This window comes from Asticcacaulis sp. P2_C5, from assembly GCF_056404555.1.
The window spans coordinates 61,786-77,632 of record NZ_JBFUDU010000013.1 but is presented as its reverse complement, the minus strand read 5'-3'; the positions used below and the strand labels follow the sequence as shown (position 1 = coordinate 77,632).

Below are 15,847 nucleotides of genomic sequence, written 5' to 3'. Positions count from 1 at the left end.
TCACAGGGCGCGCGCCGCCCGAAAGTCCTGCCAGATCTTTGTCAGTTGGCCGGCGAGACGATCCGGGTCAAAAGGCTTTGAAATGACGCCGTTGCCGCCGATATCCATATAGTGCCGCACCTCGTTCGACTGGACGCGGGCCGACATGAAGATTACGGGCACATCATCGAGCGCGGGCTGCTCGCGCAAGGCTTTCAATGTCGCCGGGCCGTCCATCTGCGGCATCATGACGTCGAGCAGGATCAGATCGGGGGCGATCTCCGCCGCCTTCGCTACAGCCGTGCAAGGGTTGTTTAAGGCCGTGACGCGGAATCCGCCCAGGTATTCAAGGCAAAGCTGAACGACTTCGAGGATATCGTCTTCGTCGTCGATACAGAGGATATGGTGTGGGCGGGACATACGGAGGCTCGTCAATCTATATAAACGGGAAGTTGTGCGAGGATGGTGGCGATGATCTTGGCTTCGGAATGGCGTGACTTGACGAGGGCGGCGCGAATATCGCCTTGCTCAGGTTCGCTGGCTTCCTCGTCGGATAGAATGATCGCCGGCGGGGCGCCTTCGCCGAGGGCTGACAAGCCGTCACCGTCGGGCAGGCTGCGGTCGAGGATGATCAGATCGAAGCGTTCGGCGCTGATCAGGCTGCGGCCCTGGTGCAGGGTAGCCGCCGTCGTGACGCGGGCCCGGCCCTGAAGCGCTGCGGTGAGGAAGTGGCTGAAGTCGGCGTCGTCCTCGATATGCAGAATGCTCGGCAGTTCGCGGCCGGCGGACTCGGTAAGCAATTGGACGCCGCTCAGCTCGGCCGGTTGGGTCACCGCCAGCGGGAAGTCGAGCCAGAAGGTGGTACCGACGCCGACCTCGCTGTCGAAGCCGATGTGGCCACCCATGTGTTCGACGATCTGCCGGGTGATGTGCAGGCCGAGGCCTGTGCCGGCACGGGCGCGGGTCGATGAGGAATCGGCCTGGGAGAAGCGGCCGAAGATGCGCTGGCGGAACTCTTCCGGAATGCCCTGACCGTGATCCTGGACGTGGATACGGGCTATGCCATGGTCGGTCGTGACCCTGACTTCGACTGTCTGGCCCGAGGACGAGAACTTGGCCGCATTCGACAACAGGTTGGTCAGGGCCTGTTCGAAGCGCGCGGCATCGAGCTGGGCCGTCAGCCCGGAATCGACCGGGGCCATTGCCAGGGTGACGCCGTAGCGCTGGGCAAAGGGCTGGTTGGCCTCGACACAGCGCGCGATCAGGTCGGCCAGGCTTTCCTCGCGGATGTCGAAACGCATCTTGCCCGAACCGATCTTGTCGAGGTCGAGAATGTCGTTGATCAGCGGGATCAGGCGCTCACAGTTCTTGCGCGCCAGTTCGATGAGACGCAAGGCCTTGTCCGGCAGGTTTTCAGCCATGGTGCTGGCCAGGAGACCCAGCGATCCGCGGATCGAGGTCAAGGGGGTGCGAAGTTCGTGGCTGACCACGGAAATGAACTCGCTTTTCAGGCGCTCCATCTCCTTGCGTTCGGTGATGTCTTGAATCTGCGAGATAAAATAGCGCGGCTGACCATCGGAATCACGGACCAGTGAGACCGTCAGGAGGGTCCAGATGATGCTGCCATCCTTGCGGACATAGCGCTTTTCGAGAACGTAGTTGGCGATGTCGCCGGCCAGGGCGCGGCGAACCAGGGCCATATCCTCGTCAAGGTCTTCCGGCAGGGTGATCGACTGGAAGTCATTGGCCAGCAGCTCTTGCGCGCTGTAGCCCAGCAGGTCGCAGATGGCCGTGTTGACCCTCAGCCAGCGCCCGGAGGTATCGACCAGAGCCATGCCGATCGAGGCGTTTTCCATGGCCGATCGGAAGGTGTCCTCGCTGGTGCGCAGGGCATTTTCCTGACTTTTGCGGTCGGTGATGTCCAGGATAATCTGGAACAGCACGGCCCGGCCGTCGTAGGTCCCCCTCTGGATGTGGACCTCGGCGTCATAACAGGTGCCGTTCTTGCGGTGGTGACGGGCATCAAAGACGATCTTGTCCGTACGGCCGTCGCGCAGATCGGCGATCAGGGCCAGATAGGCGTCGCGTGACAGGTCGAGCTTGATGTCCAGCGGGCTCATGGCGCGCAGTTCCTCAAGCGTGTAGCCGAGGTTTTCGCGGCCGCCGCGATTGACCTGCAAGAAATTCAGCGTCTCGGCGTCGACGACAAATATCTCGTTGACCGAGTCTTCCAGCATGCGGGCGATACTCTCGATCTGCAGGTGCTGGGCACGTTTCTGGTCCTCGGCGTGTTTGCGTTCGCTGATGTCCTTGACCGTGCCGACATAGAGCCTGCGGCCCTGCAGCTCCATCTCGTTGACCGTCAGCTCCATGGCGAAGACCGAGCCGTCGCGGCGCAGGCCCTGGACTTCTCGCATCTGGCCGATGACGCGATGTCCGCGCGCCGCGTCGTAGGCATGAAGGTAGCCGTCGTGCCCCGAACGATAGGGTTCGGGCATCAGGACGCTGATGTTGTGGCCGATGAGGTCCGTTTCACTATACCCGAACATGCGCTCGGCCGCCGGGTTGACGCCTTCGACCAGGCCGAATTGATCGATGGTGATGACCCCGTCCACCACGGTGTTGAGGATGGTGCTGGTGCGATTGGCCAGGTCGGTGGCCTGGCGGTTGATACTCTCCAGGTCGCGTGAGCGCAGGCGCAGGACGACCAGGGTCTGGACCGACAGGGCGGTCAGCGCCGATATGATCAGGCCGGCGATCAGGGCGAGGATCGGCAGGACCGAGGTCTGGCGCTGGATATAGGCTTCGGTCGGTGTCAGTTTCAGCGTCCAGGACTGGTTGGCGATGACCAGCGGCTTGGCGATGCGCCACGATGCGGCGCCGGGACCGGGCGGCTTTGCAACCACGAAGCTGTTGTCGGCACTGTCCAGTTCGACGGCGTAGGCATCGCGCAGGTCCGCCGGCAGGCCGGCCCTAAGGAAGCCGTCGACGGAAAAGGTGCCTGCGACATAGCCATCGCCCAGTCCGTTGCGCTGGAGCGGTGCATAGGCGACGAAGGCAGGCCGGGTACCGAGACGCATGGGCGGCGCGAGAATGACCTTGTCGCTGCCGGACACAGCGTCGAGTCGCGTCAGGAGTTGCCGATGATCCGCGGAACTCGGCGCATCGACAATAGCGGCAGATTCGGTCCACTGCACCTTCAGGTCCCGGTCGAGCCATTGCAGGGCCTCAAGGCCAGGCATCTGTTTGACATGCGCCGCGGCGTCGAAACGCCACAGGGCCTGCGGTGTGCCGCCGCTTAGACGCCACCGTCCGGACATGCGATCGAGCGCTGCCAACTCGGCCTGGGCCTGGCTGGCGATCAACTGCTGGACGCGGGCGCCGTCCTTGTCGACCAGGGCATGGACGAACTTGACCTCATGGTCATCCAACGTCCTGTAGAGGTAAACGGCGCCGGCCGACATGACCGCCAGAACCAGGGCCGGCAGGACAAAGCGCTGACGGCCGGCGAGCAACCGCAGGGTTTCGCCGTTACGCAGGGAGGAGACGAAGACGAAAACGCCGAACATGCCGGTGAACAGCAGGCCGCCGACCAGGATAAAGATTGGATTATAGTATCGGCCGGCCGTGTCGAACTGCGGTGTGCTGTCCCACACCAGCAGCCATTGCGATTGGCCGACCGACAGGGTGCGGCGCAGGGTGAAGGCGGGCTTGGACGCAGCGCCGCTGCTGTAGATCAGCGTGTCGGGGCTCTCTCGACCCTCGTCATAAACGCGCAGATTGAGCGTCGTGCCCTGGCTGGCGGTCAGGTCGGACAGCAGATTGTCGGCGATGAAAGGGCTGTAGAGCCAGCCCGCAAACGCCTGGCGGCGGGCGTCCACGGTGTCGGTCGGCATACCGGCGTGATACAGGGGGTGGAACAACAGGAAGCCGGGACGCTTGGCCTGGTCCTGCACGAGGATGACGCGCCGGCTCATGGCAGGACGGCCGGTGTCGCGCGCCAGTTCCGCCGCTTCACGGCGATGCGTTTCGAACGCGAGATCGAGGCCCATGGCCATGGCGTTGCCGTTCTGCGGCTCGAGATAGGTAATGACGTAGTGCGGACCGTGGTCGGTGATCGGGTGGATCTGGTACGACGGCACGCCGTCGCTGCGCACAGCCGCTACGTGACGCTGAAGCTGAAGCTGATCATCCGCGACGGGCTGGACCCAGCCTATACCCTTGATGCCGGGATAGTTCTGTTCGAGGCCCAGGGCCTGGACATAGCGCTGCCAGTTGCTATGGCTCATATGCGGCGTTTCCTGCCAGTAGGCGGAAGCGCCTATCAGGGCGCTGTCGTAGCTGCCGAGACGGTGCAGCAGGGCCTTTTCGCTTTCGGAGGTCAGGCCCTGGAACTGTTCACGGCTATGGTCGTAAGCCGATTGCGAGGCAATCTTCCAGCCATAGAAGGTCAGGCCGAGCGGAATGAGAACGAGCAGGACGGCCAGGACGGGGGCGCGGCCCAGAACCGCACCGCGCCATTCGATGGGGGTGCGGCCGCCCGGCGCCATCAGGACCAGGGGCAGGAAGACGACAATGCCAAACAGGTCGCCGGCCCACCAGGCCAGCCAGTTCGATGACAGCTTGTCGGCCGGCACGACGCCGGCAAGATAGAGGCAGCTGACGCCGACGCTGGCGGCGACGACGCAGGCCAGAGGGCCACACAGCAACAACAGCCGGCCGATGTCGCGGAAGCGGTTGAATTTTAGCGGCAGGCCGATGAAACGACGGACCAGGAACCAGCCGGCCAGGGCCTGCACCGTGGAGCCTGCGGCGATGCCGAAGGCCAGGGGCAGCTTGGCGACGACAAGACCATCGCTCGCCGAAAAGGCGCCGGCGATCTGGGCATTAAGGAGGAACGAACCCAGCAGAATGCCTGGCCATAAGCGCCGACCATGCATGATCAGCATGCCCAGGGCTATGCCGGATGGCGGCCAGATGATGGTTGCAAAGCCGGGAGGCACGGCGAGGAAGAGTCCAAGCTTGCCCGTGACGCCATAAAGGGCGGCAAGGATCAGAATCCGGATGGCGTCATGCGCCAGGAAGGCCGTGACGGCTGCCCTGACGCGACCCTGCGTGCCGGCAGGTGCGGATGCCGCGGTCATCATGCCGCCTGACAGGCGGTCATAGGCTGAAGGCGATCGACGATTATGATACGCTTTACCGGTACGCCTTGCATTGTCCTGTCCCTGGCCTGAGCGGCCGTAAGTCTCGCCTTCAGGCCATTACTTTTCGTCTTCAGGATAGGCAGGTATGTTTAATACGGTATTGACCGCCGGGAATTCACCGCCCGGATTTCGAAATAATTTCAGATTTTCACACCGGGAAGTTGATTGCAGGCTGTTTGTCAAATTCGTCCAGGGCTCGAAACTGCCCCGGCGCCAGTCCGCACGACGGCTCGGCATAGACAATGACGCCATGCGCCACGGCCTCCAGCAGCCGGCGCGGCGCTGCCGTCATCGCCGCCGGATGCAGAAGCACGCCGATATCGTCCAGCCAGGCCGGCGACAGGGTCCGGCGTTCAACCGCTACACTGTCCCAGAAGCCCGCGCCTTCCAGATCGGCGCCGAAGACGATCAGGGGCTCGGCCAGGCCGCGCGCCATGTTGCGCACCTCCCGCGCCCCCTGGCGCGTAATCACCGGCCCGACAAAGGCGACGCGCGCCCCTGCCCGCCTTGGCCGTACGACCGGTTTGCGCCAATCCAGCCACAGGGCGCGGGCGCCGAAGCCCTCGGCCAGGTCATGGTGCGGCGTCACGATCCGCCGTGCCACGCCCAGCGCTTCGGTCTCGGCGTCCACCACGGCCTGGGGCGCGCGGAAATCGGCGATGGTTGCGCTGTCGGGATGGCGGGCATGCACCGCGTCCAGCCGGGCATGGATATCGGCCAGTGGATAGCGCGTCATCAGCACATCGAAACTGCGTCCCCCCAGCACGCCGTCGCGCCACAGGAACGGCAGCAGGGTCTGCGACACCACAACATGGCGCGCGCGATAGTCGATCCGCCGCGCCATGGCGCCAGCCAGGGCCGCATCGCAACGCAGATAGGCGGCCTGGCGCACGGCCCCGCGTGCCCGGGCCACCTGGCGCATGGTCAAGTGCCGTAAACCTGTTTGCCACGTCGCCGTCGCCTTCCCGCGCCCCCAATCGTAGCGGTTTAATGTCTTGCCCCACACGCCCGGCGTCAGCACCTGGTCGTCGTCGCGCCACTGTCCCGTCAGGAATTCCCGATGCTCCGGCCAGGCCTCATCCAATATCCAGGCCGTGCGCTCGGCGACTGGCGTGATATTGCGGCTGACAAAGCTCAGATGGCAGTCGGTCTTGTTGCACGAGGCGCAGCTTTCCGGACCGTGCATGTTCACACACTCTCCAGGGCGACCAGCAGATCGCTTTCGCTCAGCCGGACCTTCAGCCGCACGGCCTGCCGGCTGCGAAAGCGCAGATCGACATAGTTCCAGAAGACGGTCGCGTCCTCGCCCGGCGCAAACGGCGAGCCCGGCACCTGCGCCGTGTGGCCATGGCGCTCGACGATCTCGCAGCCGGCACGAACGGCCGCCAGATGCAGGCTGTTGCTCATCTGGCAAAGCCCGCCGGCAACCGTCGGGATGATACAGCCCTGACGCAGTTCGCGCCCTTCGACATAACCGCGACTTCGCGTGGGCATGCCGACCTGGGCCCAGAAGCTGAACACCTGGCCTGCCGGTATGACCAGACCGTTCAACGCCTTGGCCGCGATGCGCAGGTTTTGCACCTTGCCCAGTTGCAAGCCGCGTTCCTCTGCGCTGCCGTCACCATACAGGGGCGTCACCACCTCGGCCAGTACATTCCCGCTGCCATGGGTCACACGCCATCGCAGTACACCGCCTGTGGCATCGCGCACGGCGCGGCGCACCTTCAGCAGGTTGGACTTGACGAAGAATACAGCCATATCCGCCCGGCTGATAACATGATCTGCTGCCCCCACGGCGTGCTCCTAAAAAGGATAGTTGGAATAGACCTGCCTGAACTGCGGGTCCCTGGCAATCGAGACCGGCGTCACCAGATCCTGATCCATGATCTTGGCATAACAGTGGTCGAAATCGAGCCCTTTGCAATCTTCGTCGCGCTGCCACCGCGTCTGGATCAGTTTCTTGACGCGGGCGCCGCTGACTTCGAGGTCGCCGACCTTCTGCACAGTCCCGATTTTGATCCCGGCCTTGCGATAGGCGATAAACGGCAGTTCGCTGCAATAGATGGCGCGGTTGTCGAACGAGAAAAACAGGTCGTACGGCCGCCCCATCAGGTCATGGGCGGCGGAGATGATTTTCTGGCTCTGGGTTGCGTCCAGGTCGCGCCGGAAGACAGCAAAAAACCGTCCGACACCGCGCTTTTTCCAGGCGTTTATGGGTGTCTCGCGCACTGGTCCGGCGGCTTCCATGACCTTCCAGCCGTCCTTGCGTTTCACCAGAATGCCCATATGGGTATAGGCGCTGTGCGTCGCGGCCAGGATCGCCGTCGACTGGCTGCTTTTCGACGTCTGGAAGATCAGGTCGCCGTCACGCCACTGCGGCGCCGGCGTCAGAATGCGCACCGCGATCCACACGACCAGAACCCCGGCCACGGCTGCGATCGCCCACAAAACCTTGCGTTTCACCGCGCTTGCCCTCCCCGCCCGTGACGGCTAGAGAACCACAAACCCGCCGGGAAGACCATGCCCCTTTTGATCCGTCGCATCGACCACGCCAGCCCCGAATACGACGCCGCCATAGCCCTGCGCCGCGCGGTCCTGCGCACGCCGCTCGGGCTTGATTTCACGGCCGAACAACTGGCGTCTGAGGCCCCTGACACCCACCTGGCGGCCTTTGATGACGGTGACCTGATCGGCACGGTCGTCCTGACCCCTTACGGGGAAAACGCCTTTAAACTGCGTCAGATGGCGGTCGCCGACAGCCATCGCAGGCGCAATATCGGCGCGCAACTGCTGTCTGCCGCAGAAGCCCACGCTCTGGCGCAGGGCATCACGCACATCCTCCTCGCCGCCCGCGTTACGGCCCAGGAATTCTACGCCCGCCACGGTTATCTGGCCGAGGGCGATGTCTATACCGAGGTGACCATCCCGCACATCACGATGTCGAAATTTCTTATATCTCCCTGCGCGTAAGCGTGGGGAGGGGGACCGCCCAAGGCCAAGCGAAACGAAGTGAAGCGCTGGACGCAGGGTGGTGGTGGGGTTTCTTGCTTTCTTAAGGCACCGACTTTGGGAGCCCGCAAAAAACCTGACTTTTGGGTTGCACGTCCGCGCGAAAGTCATTATTCCTCCGGCTTTCCCGTGCAGGCCCCTGTGGTGGAATTGGTAGACGCGCCGCACTCAAAATGCGGTATCGAGAGATGTGTCGGTTCGAGTCCGACCGGGGGCACCATCCTTAATTTTCATGCATTCGACGTCATTTAACATCTTGAATGGCATGGATATTTCGGCGGTTCTAAAACCCAATTTTCGGTCGTATTTTAGCGGCTCACTAAAGGCCATTTTCAACACAGCTCTCTTGTCTTCCAAGCGCTCGGAATCCCATAAAATAAAGGGATTTTCGAGGAATAGCTGGGCGGTTCTAAAAGTTGTGTCGTAGTCCACAAGTGGACGACCGCAATTTGCTATCTTTTCCTGCAAAGCTGTCTTCTCGACGTTAAGCGATTGCACGCGGCTCTCGTAGGCTTTGATGACGGATTTGTCTTCCGTCTCAATAATGCGATCGAGATATTGTTGAATCGATTGATCGACTTTTTTGGCCTCGCTTTTCATCGCTTGCGCCTGCAATTTTGCCACCTTCCGGTTCTCTTCCCAAATGTCCCGGAACATAGCAGCAGCCCCTTCGATAACCTCCGGCAAGGGCACGAGGCTCTTCAAGATGATCTCGAACGCGTTATGCATATCGTCGCGGCGGGTCGATTTGCCGTAGTGCTCGCATCCCTTGGTTTGGCATAGATAGTAGGGATGGCGCGTTCCGTTGCGGCTGGTCGAGCAGCAACCCATAACCGGATTGCCGCAGCCGCCGCAGAGCACGAACTGCCTGAGCGGAAATTCCTGTGCGACGTTCTTTCGTGCAGGGACTACGGCGCGGCCTCTAACTCTATCCAAGATGCGCTGATGCGTCTCGAACGAAATCAGAGGCTCATGCTTCGCAGGAATTAGGTACAGGTCCCAATTCGGCTGGGTGATATAGCCAGCATATTGCTCGCGGACGAGAATTTCTTTCACGCGTTCAACAGAGAGGTTACGCTTTTTTTTGTCGGGATAGTGCGGATGCATAGCTAAGAAACGCATTACCTCAGTATGGGTCTGGAAGCGTCCATTTGCATATCCTTCCAATACCTCTTTGATAAGCGATGCGACTGGTTCGTCGCGCACCAGCATTTTGCCGTGTGGGTCTACTTTTTCGTACTTGTAGCCTACAGGCGCGTGAAATCCCCAATATCCATTCATCGCGCGTGCTCGCATACGATTCTTGGTTTGGATGGCGTTCTGTCGCCGTTGATAATGATTGACTGATACGTCAATGTTCTCGTGCAGTTCATCCTCAGGACTAGGATCGTCGGCATAACGCTTTTCCGGCGACTCCAAAACAGCGCTAACAGCTATGAGCTTATCCCGGAGCGGCCAATGGTCCCTGTAATTCCGCGTTAGACGGCTGGAATGATCCATTAAAACGATAAAGGGGCGACGTTGGCTTTTTAGGAAGGTCATCATGTCTTCCAGTCCGTCTCGCTCCGCGTATTGGCCGCTAATGTCGTCGTAAAAGGCCGCGACTACGCTATAGCCGCGCTTCGCCGCATATTCACGAAGTCTGGTTTCCTGCGAGTCCAGCCCGTTACCGTTCAGCTTCTGCTTCTTGTCTGACACGCGAGCGTACACGACAGCTTCTATGATCGGCATTCCGCTCCCGGAACTCTGCAAGGCTGTCCCGGCTCCAACTACGCCGCTTTGAAAGTGTTGCCGTCTGTATTTTTTCTTTTTTATCGGCATGGCGCTCCTCAGGTTTGTAGACCAGACAGGTTGTTAAAATTGGCAGACAGGGTACGTATAGATTCTGGCGAACTTTCTGAAAAATTGGAATCTTTTTTTGCGGCCTCAAGTTTGCAAATTTGAATGGGGTCCAGCCCCCACGCCCGGTCGGCGAAGCCCTTCATCATGAACCAGACATGCCGCATCAGTTCGTCCAGCTTGTCATTCGGTAGACCCATTTTTTCAAAGATGGGGCGATATTTTGCTTGATCGTAGCTCATGGTGAAATGCCGTAACGGCTCCTAATGGGCCGCCTCTCAAATGGTTGGAATTGTGGGAAAAAATACGCCTATCTGCACCCGTAGCCGGGGGAATACGCAAAAGCCCCGCTTTTGAGGGCGGGGCTTCACGCAGTAAATGCAGGTCTGGCGTTGATGGTGTTATAGCACCACATCCTACACCCAAAAGTCAAGGATTTTAATCCTACGGAACCAAGCCAGCTTCTGGAAGGCTGGCCTTGGTCGGCAGGTGGCGAATTGTTTCGCCAGTCTGCTTATCGGCTATGGCGAGATCATATTGCGCCTGTAGGTTCAGCCAGAATTGCGGATCAGTGCCGAACCAGTGACCAAACCGTAAGGCCGTGTCGCCAGTAATCGACCGCTTGCCGGTAATGATCTGGCTGACGCGGTTGGGCGGCACATCGATCTGACGCGCGAATTCGGTAGGTGTAACTTTCAATTCTTCCAGCTCGTCTTTCAGGACGGTGCCGGGGTGTACGGCTCTTGCAAACATGCTCTAGCCTCCTTTCAATGGTAGTCCACGATTTCAACATCTCCCGGCCCATTTGCGCCGTCCGGCCAGGTAAAGCAGATACGCCATTGCTGATTGATGCGAATGGAGTACTGCTCGGCCCGGTCGCCCCTGAGCGCTTCCAGCCGATTGCTCGGCAAGGCGCGTAGGGTATCCAGAGAGGTTGCCGCGTTCAGAATAGCCAATCGCTTGGCTGCCTGATCCTCGAAGCCGGAAAATGCTTTGATAAAGGCTCCGGCGGCGAACTGCTCTGTCTTTTTATCAGCATAGGACAGGATCATATAACCACCATCATATCAAAAATTTACGATGTACGTCAAGCGTCATTCCCTTGTATGCTAAGGGATTGATATGCCTAGCGCTCAATGCCACGATATTTGACCTGCCTTTTGGTCACCGTCAGATGACGTTCTTTCTGTTCTTGACGGCTCACCATTCGGGCGGTGTTGAAGGCTTTCCGGCCCTCAAATGAAACCTGCTTGAAAGCAGCCTGCCGCAGTGAATCAAGTCTCATACGGCAGTCGTCGTGCAACGCGAGCGAGTTCAACCACCCCAATTTGTCGCCAGGGGTCGGCTGTAGCGTAGGAGCAGGCGGCAACCGTTGCGCCAGATGTGCAATGGTCCCCTGTGTCGTAATACCGCGTGCGATCAGTTCGTCGGGTGACGGCATATCCCGCCTTTCCGGTTCAAGGCGTTGCTCCACCAAGCGGTCGAAAACTGTTCTCATGGAATGGCTCCGCGATTTCAGACGGCTCGCGACGTGCTCACCACGGCCTGAATCCTTCGACGTATGACACGGTACCGGACTGGTGCTGGGGGAATGACGCCAAATGCGCGGGCACATCTTCGGTCAGGACGCGGACGGTGCGCGTTCCCCAGAAGCCAGGCAACGTTACGCGGTCGATGGGCGGATGCATCGGATTTGGCAACCACAGACCGCGAAGGTCTTTTCGCTCATAATAAGGATATTTGTTGATATAGATTGGCGGGAGATCGAGGCCGGACACAAAGGCGATGGCGCGGTCCTCCGGCATCGCCATGATTTCATCGGGTGTCATGAGGGGACGCTGCATTTTCGAGCGGTTATGTGCCGCGTTGCCGAAATGCGAAAAGTCGTAGCCGGAGGCGAACGGGTCTTCGCCGCGCATGAAGCGCTGGAAGGCATCCCATTGCTTGCGCCGCGCTTCTTCCTGCTGGGCCTTGTTATCATACCGTAGACTTTGAGAACCCAGCATGTCAGAAATCAGCTTGGCAGTTTTGTAATCGCGCACACCGAAAAAGGCGCGCAACTGAGAGGAACCTATGAAGCCTTGTAAAGAGGCTTCATCATAGTTTCTGACAATTTGCCCGATGTCCTGAAAGACCGCGATGACTCGCAAGCCTGCGCCGCGCCCATAGGTGATCGCGCTCATGAGGGCTTCAAAACGGCCAAGCTGTCCTGCCTCATCGCAAATGAGCGTGACGCGCGGTGCCTGTGGCTTGCGAGATTTATAGAGCATGGTCACGCTTATCATCACGCGGTTCAGCGGTGCCAGGATTTGCGCATACTCTGCCGGCGCGTTCAGAAAGACGGTGCGCGGGTGGCCGTCTTCTAGGCAAAGGTCGCCAAGTGAGAAGTCGGGATGTTCCAGCGATGACAAAATGCGGGGATCACCCAAGAACGAAACGCACTGGGTAAGCGTGCTGTAGATGCCATAGAATTCTTTCGGCGCATCCTTCTGCTTGATGCGGAGTTCGCCGCCGGTGCGGCGCACGGACGGGTATGTGGATTGCTCCATGGATTTTAACAACCACTCCCACAAAGTCGGGTTATCCATCAGGGAATTAATGGCGTTGAACAGGTCGGCAAAATCCACGGCGCCATTTTGCTCGACCAGGACGACCAGCAGGCTTTCGAGAATGACACGCGCACCAAGCTCGAAATATTGGCCGTTGGCGCTGCCGGAAAGTACGATCAGGTTTTGCGCGATAAAGCGGCAGTCGGCATAAAAGCGTGGATCGTGCAGGCGCAGAATGTCGAGCGGATTGACGCGATGATGCGGCAGGGCATGAAGGCCGTAAGGATTGAAGCAATAGGCGTAAGCCTTATGCCGCAAGAAATTGCCAATGGTGATGCTGGCAAGTTCGCCCTTGGGGTCGATAATTAGTTGGTTGGAGTCCGCGCTGCGCAGAATTGCCTCAGCCAAGAAATCCCGGCACTTGCCGGAGCCGCTACCGGCGCATAACAGGCCGGGCGCGTCGGCATCGAGACACAGAAGCCGCCGCCCGAAATATCCGAACGGCAGGCCGCGCCATCTCATGAGACCGGCCCGGATTGCCTCGGCCTCGCTGCACCAGCGAGCCGAGCCATAAGGCTCTTCTTCACAATCAATCATTTTGGAATGTCCTAGATTTCAGACAAAAAAAGGCGGGGCTTTCGCCCCGCCAGTTAGTCACTGCCAGCTAGTGGCCGCAGTGACTAAGCCCGGCCAGCAGGCCGAACACGCCTCCGGCCCAAAGCCACCACGGGATATGCTCGACCCATTCCCATTCGACGCTGATCTTTTTCGGACGATATTCACCGCTCATGTCAGTCTCCATCATGAAACCCGCGCCGGGAAATTCCGGTCGCGAACCTTGAATAACAGGCGTGCAGCGCAAGGCCGGGGGAATAGGATTGGAAGTTGGTTGCAGCCGCCTTTGGCGGCCGCATCGCCTAATCCATGCGGTAGATGTATCGTCTGCCTGCCACGTCAACGCTGGCGTAGTCCATGGCCAGATCGCGGGCGATGGCGTCATAATCAAGATAGTTCTCAATCGCCTTTGGGATTTCCCCGAACAGGCCTTCATCGACAAACTGGACAGCGAGGTCGCGCATGGTGTCGCATTCATAAAGGGCGACATCGAATTTGTCCGGTTCTTCACTGGCCAAGTCAAAGGCATAGCCGGAGTCACGAACCGCAAGGATCACCTTGATTTTGTCCTCCTCATTCCATTCTTCAACTGCATCAAAGAACATGTGGAAATTGCCTTGGTGAATTCTTAGGGCGTCGAACAATTCGGCGTCGGCGGCCTCGCCGTCGATGAACTGAATCTCGAATTCTTCGACCGGCTGGCCGTGATCATTTTTGAGCTTGGAAGCCTTCGATTCGAATACCTCTGCGCTATCAAAATAGAATCCGGTGGCGCAAATGTCGTAGGGTTGTGCATATAGGATCGTCATTGCCGTCCCTCCTTGAGTATGGGGTTGCTGATGCAACCTCTGCCTCGTGGCGAACAGCGGGTGTGCAAACGGAACGAAAAATCGACGGCGGGCGCAGGCGTAGCCGAGCCTCGGGAGACCGTCTATTTTTCGTGAAGTGCGCCGAGGGCGGAGCCCTAAGCCTTACGCAAGATTGCACATCGGGCTCAAATCGTTTTAGAATGTCTACAGGAGGAACCAAACATGCCGGTTGTCGTAGATATTGCCGATAGACTTTACGATTATACGGATGAGGAAAAAGCGGCTGAGGCCGTTGCCGAGTATCAGGCTCAAAATTCCTTGAATGATGCAGCTATCATCGCAATTTGGGCTGATGAAAATGATCCACGGCGAATTGATTTGGAAAAGATTATCTTTGACGCTGTTGATGCCAACGGCAGCATGAGGCGAGCACAGGAACATATTCCAAATGGAGTCGAACTCGCATTGGAACCGGATTTTTAGTGACCGAGACAGCTTATCCGGTCAGGTATTGAGCAGTTCAGATACTTTGTCTCGAAGAGGCTGCAATGCTGGATGGCGTCTAGCAATCGAACTCACAATCAAGCGCCGTGCTACGTCCGGGGATAAGCCCGTGCGCTGGGAAAGGGTATAACCACTATCATGGTGATCTCGTTGAGCCGCCATAGCTTGAATATGGCCTAGTCCAATTGCCTGTGTGCAATCCAATGCTCGACAAAATTCAGAAAGATAGTCAGCGGTTGCGAGCTCTCGAATCATCCAGGGCTCTGGAGCCAGACCATCTGCGGGCAGTATAAGCCAATCTGGTTGAAGATCCCGTTCAGCCCGTTCCTCCCTTATCCATTGGAGAACCTCTGCTTCAGTGCAATCTCCATCAAAGATCGCTACAGATTTGATATTTGGAGCCATCCGCAGATGAGCGACCGCCTGTCTGGCTAACGTGGCATTGCTACCTACGTCCAATATTTTTACTCGCGGCCATTGGGCACCTGGAATCGCTTCCTGGACGATGGCCGCTGCTAGTCGATCTTCGGTATAAGCCAAAAGTTCAGGTTGGGCTTGGCCCGTCATTTCGTGAACAGCAAATCTCGTACTTACATCCACGAGAGCTTCGTGCTCATCGCCATTTTTTCTTATGAGCACTCTAGCTCGGCGCGGAACGGCGTCCAGAACGACTTCAGAATGAGTGGTGCATATTATTTGTAATCGCCTTCTGTCGCAAATGTTCAGCAGCTCTTCTACAAGCCGAACTTGGGCCTCGGCATGAAGACCTAATTCAATCTCTTCGATAACGACAAGCCCACCAGTGGGTATCATTTGCAAACGGGAGAGCAAGGAAATTACCGAATTTTCGCCGCTCCCCATATCAAATCCAGAGTAATCACTCCCCGAATGGCAATTTGCCAGGCCTAATCCACGTTTAAATTTGGTTTCTGCCGCAGTGTATTGCCGGCCCATGATAAAAGAGAGGGCGGCGATTGAAGCTGCATTTAGCGGTTCTATTACAGCGTTGTCTTCTGTATCAAATGCCGCACGCACTACACCAAGATCACTGGCAGGCAAGATGCGGGCCATCGGAATAAAGTCAATTTCACGCGAGGGCTTTCGCTCTCGCTGTGGCAATCGTCCTGCTTCGTTTACGCGAATCCAGCGCCGGTTTCGCGGCGTTTCGCGAATTTCAACGTCGTTGCCTTGTATGAAAGAAACCCATGTCAATATTAATCCATCCAAGGATGGAGCGCCTCGGCGCCGGTGAAAAAAATCATTAAAGGAATATTCAAGTCTGACGTTAGGGTTTGTGCGCGGCCTAGTGTTTCCCCAAAAGACGCTCCAACCTTGT

The 15,847-nt window shown here is 58.6% G+C and carries 15 protein-coding genes, 1 tRNA gene and 1 pseudogene; 3 read left to right on the top strand and 14 right to left on the bottom strand.

Annotated features, from left to right (window positions below):
* The 5 genes from AC1DXO_RS20920 to AC1DXO_RS20900 all read right to left on the bottom strand — a co-directional run bounded on the left by AC1DXO_RS20920 (window position 1) and on the right by AC1DXO_RS20900 (window position 7,649).
* Window positions 1-399: a response regulator gene (locus AC1DXO_RS20920; RefSeq protein WP_476980129.1), complete on the bottom strand. Its 399-nt coding sequence runs from the start codon at window positions 397-399 to the stop codon at window positions 1-3.
* A gap of 11 nt (window positions 400-410) precedes the next feature.
* Window positions 411-5,123 (bottom strand): PAS domain S-box protein, encoded by a 4,713-nt coding sequence (locus AC1DXO_RS20915; RefSeq protein ID WP_476980128.1) that lies wholly within the window; start codon window positions 5,121-5,123, stop codon window positions 411-413.
* Window positions 5,124-5,334: 211 nt separating this feature from the next.
* Window positions 5,335-6,378 (bottom strand): hypothetical protein, encoded by a 1,044-nt coding sequence (locus tag AC1DXO_RS20910; protein WP_476980127.1) that lies wholly within the window; start codon window positions 6,376-6,378, stop codon window positions 5,335-5,337.
* Window positions 6,375-6,980, bottom strand: a complete 606-nt coding sequence (locus AC1DXO_RS20905) for a VanW family protein (RefSeq protein ID WP_476980126.1) — start codon at window positions 6,978-6,980, stop codon at window positions 6,375-6,377. The genes AC1DXO_RS20910 and AC1DXO_RS20905 overlap by 4 nt, the downstream gene beginning before the upstream one ends.
* Window positions 6,981-6,989: 9 nt before the next feature.
* Entirely contained in the window at window positions 6,990-7,649 is a 660-nt protein-coding gene (locus AC1DXO_RS20900; protein ID WP_476980125.1) for a YiiX/YebB-like N1pC/P60 family cysteine hydrolase, read from the bottom strand.
* Window positions 7,650-7,706: 57 nt separating this feature from the next.
* On the opposite strand from AC1DXO_RS20900, the gene AC1DXO_RS20895 reads away from it, so the two are divergent.
* Both AC1DXO_RS20895 and AC1DXO_RS20890 read left to right on the top strand, forming a co-directional pair.
* Complete coding sequence (locus AC1DXO_RS20895) at window positions 7,707-8,156, top strand: GNAT family N-acetyltransferase (protein ID WP_476980124.1); 450 nt, start codon at window positions 7,707-7,709, stop codon at window positions 8,154-8,156.
* A 174-nt stretch (window positions 8,157-8,330) separates the two neighbouring features.
* Window positions 8,331-8,415: transfer RNA gene (locus AC1DXO_RS20890), tRNA-Leu, on the top strand.
* A gap of 710 nt (window positions 8,416-9,125) precedes the next feature.
* Here AC1DXO_RS20890 and AC1DXO_RS20885 read toward each other — a convergent pair.
* From AC1DXO_RS20885 to AC1DXO_RS20850, 8 genes and pseudogenes are all read right to left on the bottom strand, one after another.
* Window positions 9,126-9,926 (bottom strand): annotated as a pseudogene (locus tag AC1DXO_RS20885) (recombinase family protein); the annotation flags it as partial.
* A 98-nt stretch (window positions 9,927-10,024) separates the two neighbouring features.
* Complete coding sequence (locus AC1DXO_RS20880) at window positions 10,025-10,276, bottom strand: hypothetical protein (protein ID WP_476980123.1); 252 nt, start codon at window positions 10,274-10,276, stop codon at window positions 10,025-10,027.
* A gap of 202 nt (window positions 10,277-10,478) precedes the next feature.
* Window positions 10,479-10,787, bottom strand: a complete 309-nt coding sequence (locus AC1DXO_RS20875) for a HigA family addiction module antitoxin (protein ID WP_476980122.1) — start codon at window positions 10,785-10,787, stop codon at window positions 10,479-10,481.
* 14 nt (window positions 10,788-10,801) lie between these two features.
* Window positions 10,802-11,086, bottom strand: coding sequence for a type II toxin-antitoxin system RelE/ParE family toxin (locus tag AC1DXO_RS20870; protein ID WP_476980121.1), 285 nt, complete (start codon window positions 11,084-11,086; stop codon window positions 10,802-10,804).
* A 74-nt stretch (window positions 11,087-11,160) separates the two neighbouring features.
* Window positions 11,161-11,532 carry a hypothetical protein gene (locus tag AC1DXO_RS20865; protein ID WP_476980120.1) on the bottom strand — a complete coding sequence of 124 codons (372 nt, stop codon included), beginning with the start codon at window positions 11,530-11,532 and terminating at the stop codon, window positions 11,161-11,163.
* Window positions 11,533-11,569: 37 nt separating this feature from the next.
* Complete coding sequence (locus AC1DXO_RS20860; RefSeq protein ID WP_476980119.1) at window positions 11,570-13,180, bottom strand: type IV secretory system conjugative DNA transfer family protein; 1,611 nt, start codon at window positions 13,178-13,180, stop codon at window positions 11,570-11,572.
* A 67-nt stretch (window positions 13,181-13,247) separates the two neighbouring features.
* Complete coding sequence (locus AC1DXO_RS20855) at window positions 13,248-13,373, bottom strand: hypothetical protein (RefSeq protein ID WP_476980118.1); 126 nt, start codon at window positions 13,371-13,373, stop codon at window positions 13,248-13,250.
* A 127-nt stretch (window positions 13,374-13,500) separates the two neighbouring features.
* On the bottom strand, window positions 13,501-14,007 hold the full coding sequence (locus AC1DXO_RS20850) for an antirestriction protein ArdA (protein ID WP_476980117.1): 507 nt from the start codon (window positions 14,005-14,007) through the stop codon (window positions 13,501-13,503).
* Between the two features lie 222 nt (window positions 14,008-14,229).
* Here AC1DXO_RS20850 and AC1DXO_RS20845 point away from each other — a divergent pair, with 222 nt between their 5' ends.
* The gene (locus AC1DXO_RS20845) at window positions 14,230-14,490 is read left to right on the top strand and encodes a hypothetical protein (protein WP_476980116.1); all 261 of its coding nucleotides are present in this window, start codon (window positions 14,230-14,232) and stop codon (window positions 14,488-14,490) included.
* Between the two features lie 21 nt (window positions 14,491-14,511).
* Here AC1DXO_RS20845 and AC1DXO_RS20840 read toward each other — a convergent pair whose 3' ends face one another.
* Complete coding sequence (locus tag AC1DXO_RS20840) at window positions 14,512-15,738, bottom strand: AAA family ATPase (protein ID WP_476980115.1); 1,227 nt, start codon at window positions 15,736-15,738, stop codon at window positions 14,512-14,514.
* Between the last annotated feature and the right edge of the window lie 109 nt (window positions 15,739-15,847).

Bases quoted from the DNA above. Each gene is read 5' to 3' on its own strand.
- AC1DXO_RS20860 (WP_476980119.1), bottom strand. From the start codon at position 13,180: ATGATTGATTGTGAAGAAGAGCCTTATGGCTCGGCTCGCTGGTGCAGC.
- AC1DXO_RS20915 (WP_476980128.1), bottom strand. From the start codon at position 5,123: ATGACCGCGGCATCCGCACCTGCCGGCACGCAGGGTCGCGTCAGGGCA.
- AC1DXO_RS20865 (WP_476980120.1), bottom strand. From the start codon at position 11,532: ATGAGAACAGTTTTCGACCGCTTGGTGGAGCAACGCCTTGAACCGGAA.
- AC1DXO_RS20850 (WP_476980117.1), bottom strand. From the start codon at position 14,007: ATGACGATCCTATATGCACAACCCTACGACATTTGCGCCACCGGATTC.
- AC1DXO_RS20895 (WP_476980124.1), top strand. From the start codon at position 7,707: ATGCCCCTTTTGATCCGTCGCATCGACCACGCCAGCCCCGAATACGAC.
- AC1DXO_RS20920 (WP_476980129.1), bottom strand. From the start codon at position 399: ATGTCCCGCCCACACCATATCCTCTGTATCGACGACGAAGACGATATC.
- AC1DXO_RS20855 (WP_476980118.1), bottom strand. From the start codon at position 13,373: ATGAGCGGTGAATATCGTCCGAAAAAGATCAGCGTCGAATGGGAATGG.
- AC1DXO_RS20875 (WP_476980122.1), bottom strand. From the start codon at position 10,787: ATGTTTGCAAGAGCCGTACACCCCGGCACCGTCCTGAAAGACGAGCTG.
- AC1DXO_RS20870 (WP_476980121.1), bottom strand. From the start codon at position 11,086: ATGATCCTGTCCTATGCTGATAAAAAGACAGAGCAGTTCGCCGCCGGA.
- AC1DXO_RS20845 (WP_476980116.1), top strand. From the start codon at position 14,230: ATGCCGGTTGTCGTAGATATTGCCGATAGACTTTACGATTATACGGAT.
- AC1DXO_RS20880 (WP_476980123.1), bottom strand. From the start codon at position 10,276: ATGAGCTACGATCAAGCAAAATATCGCCCCATCTTTGAAAAAATGGGT.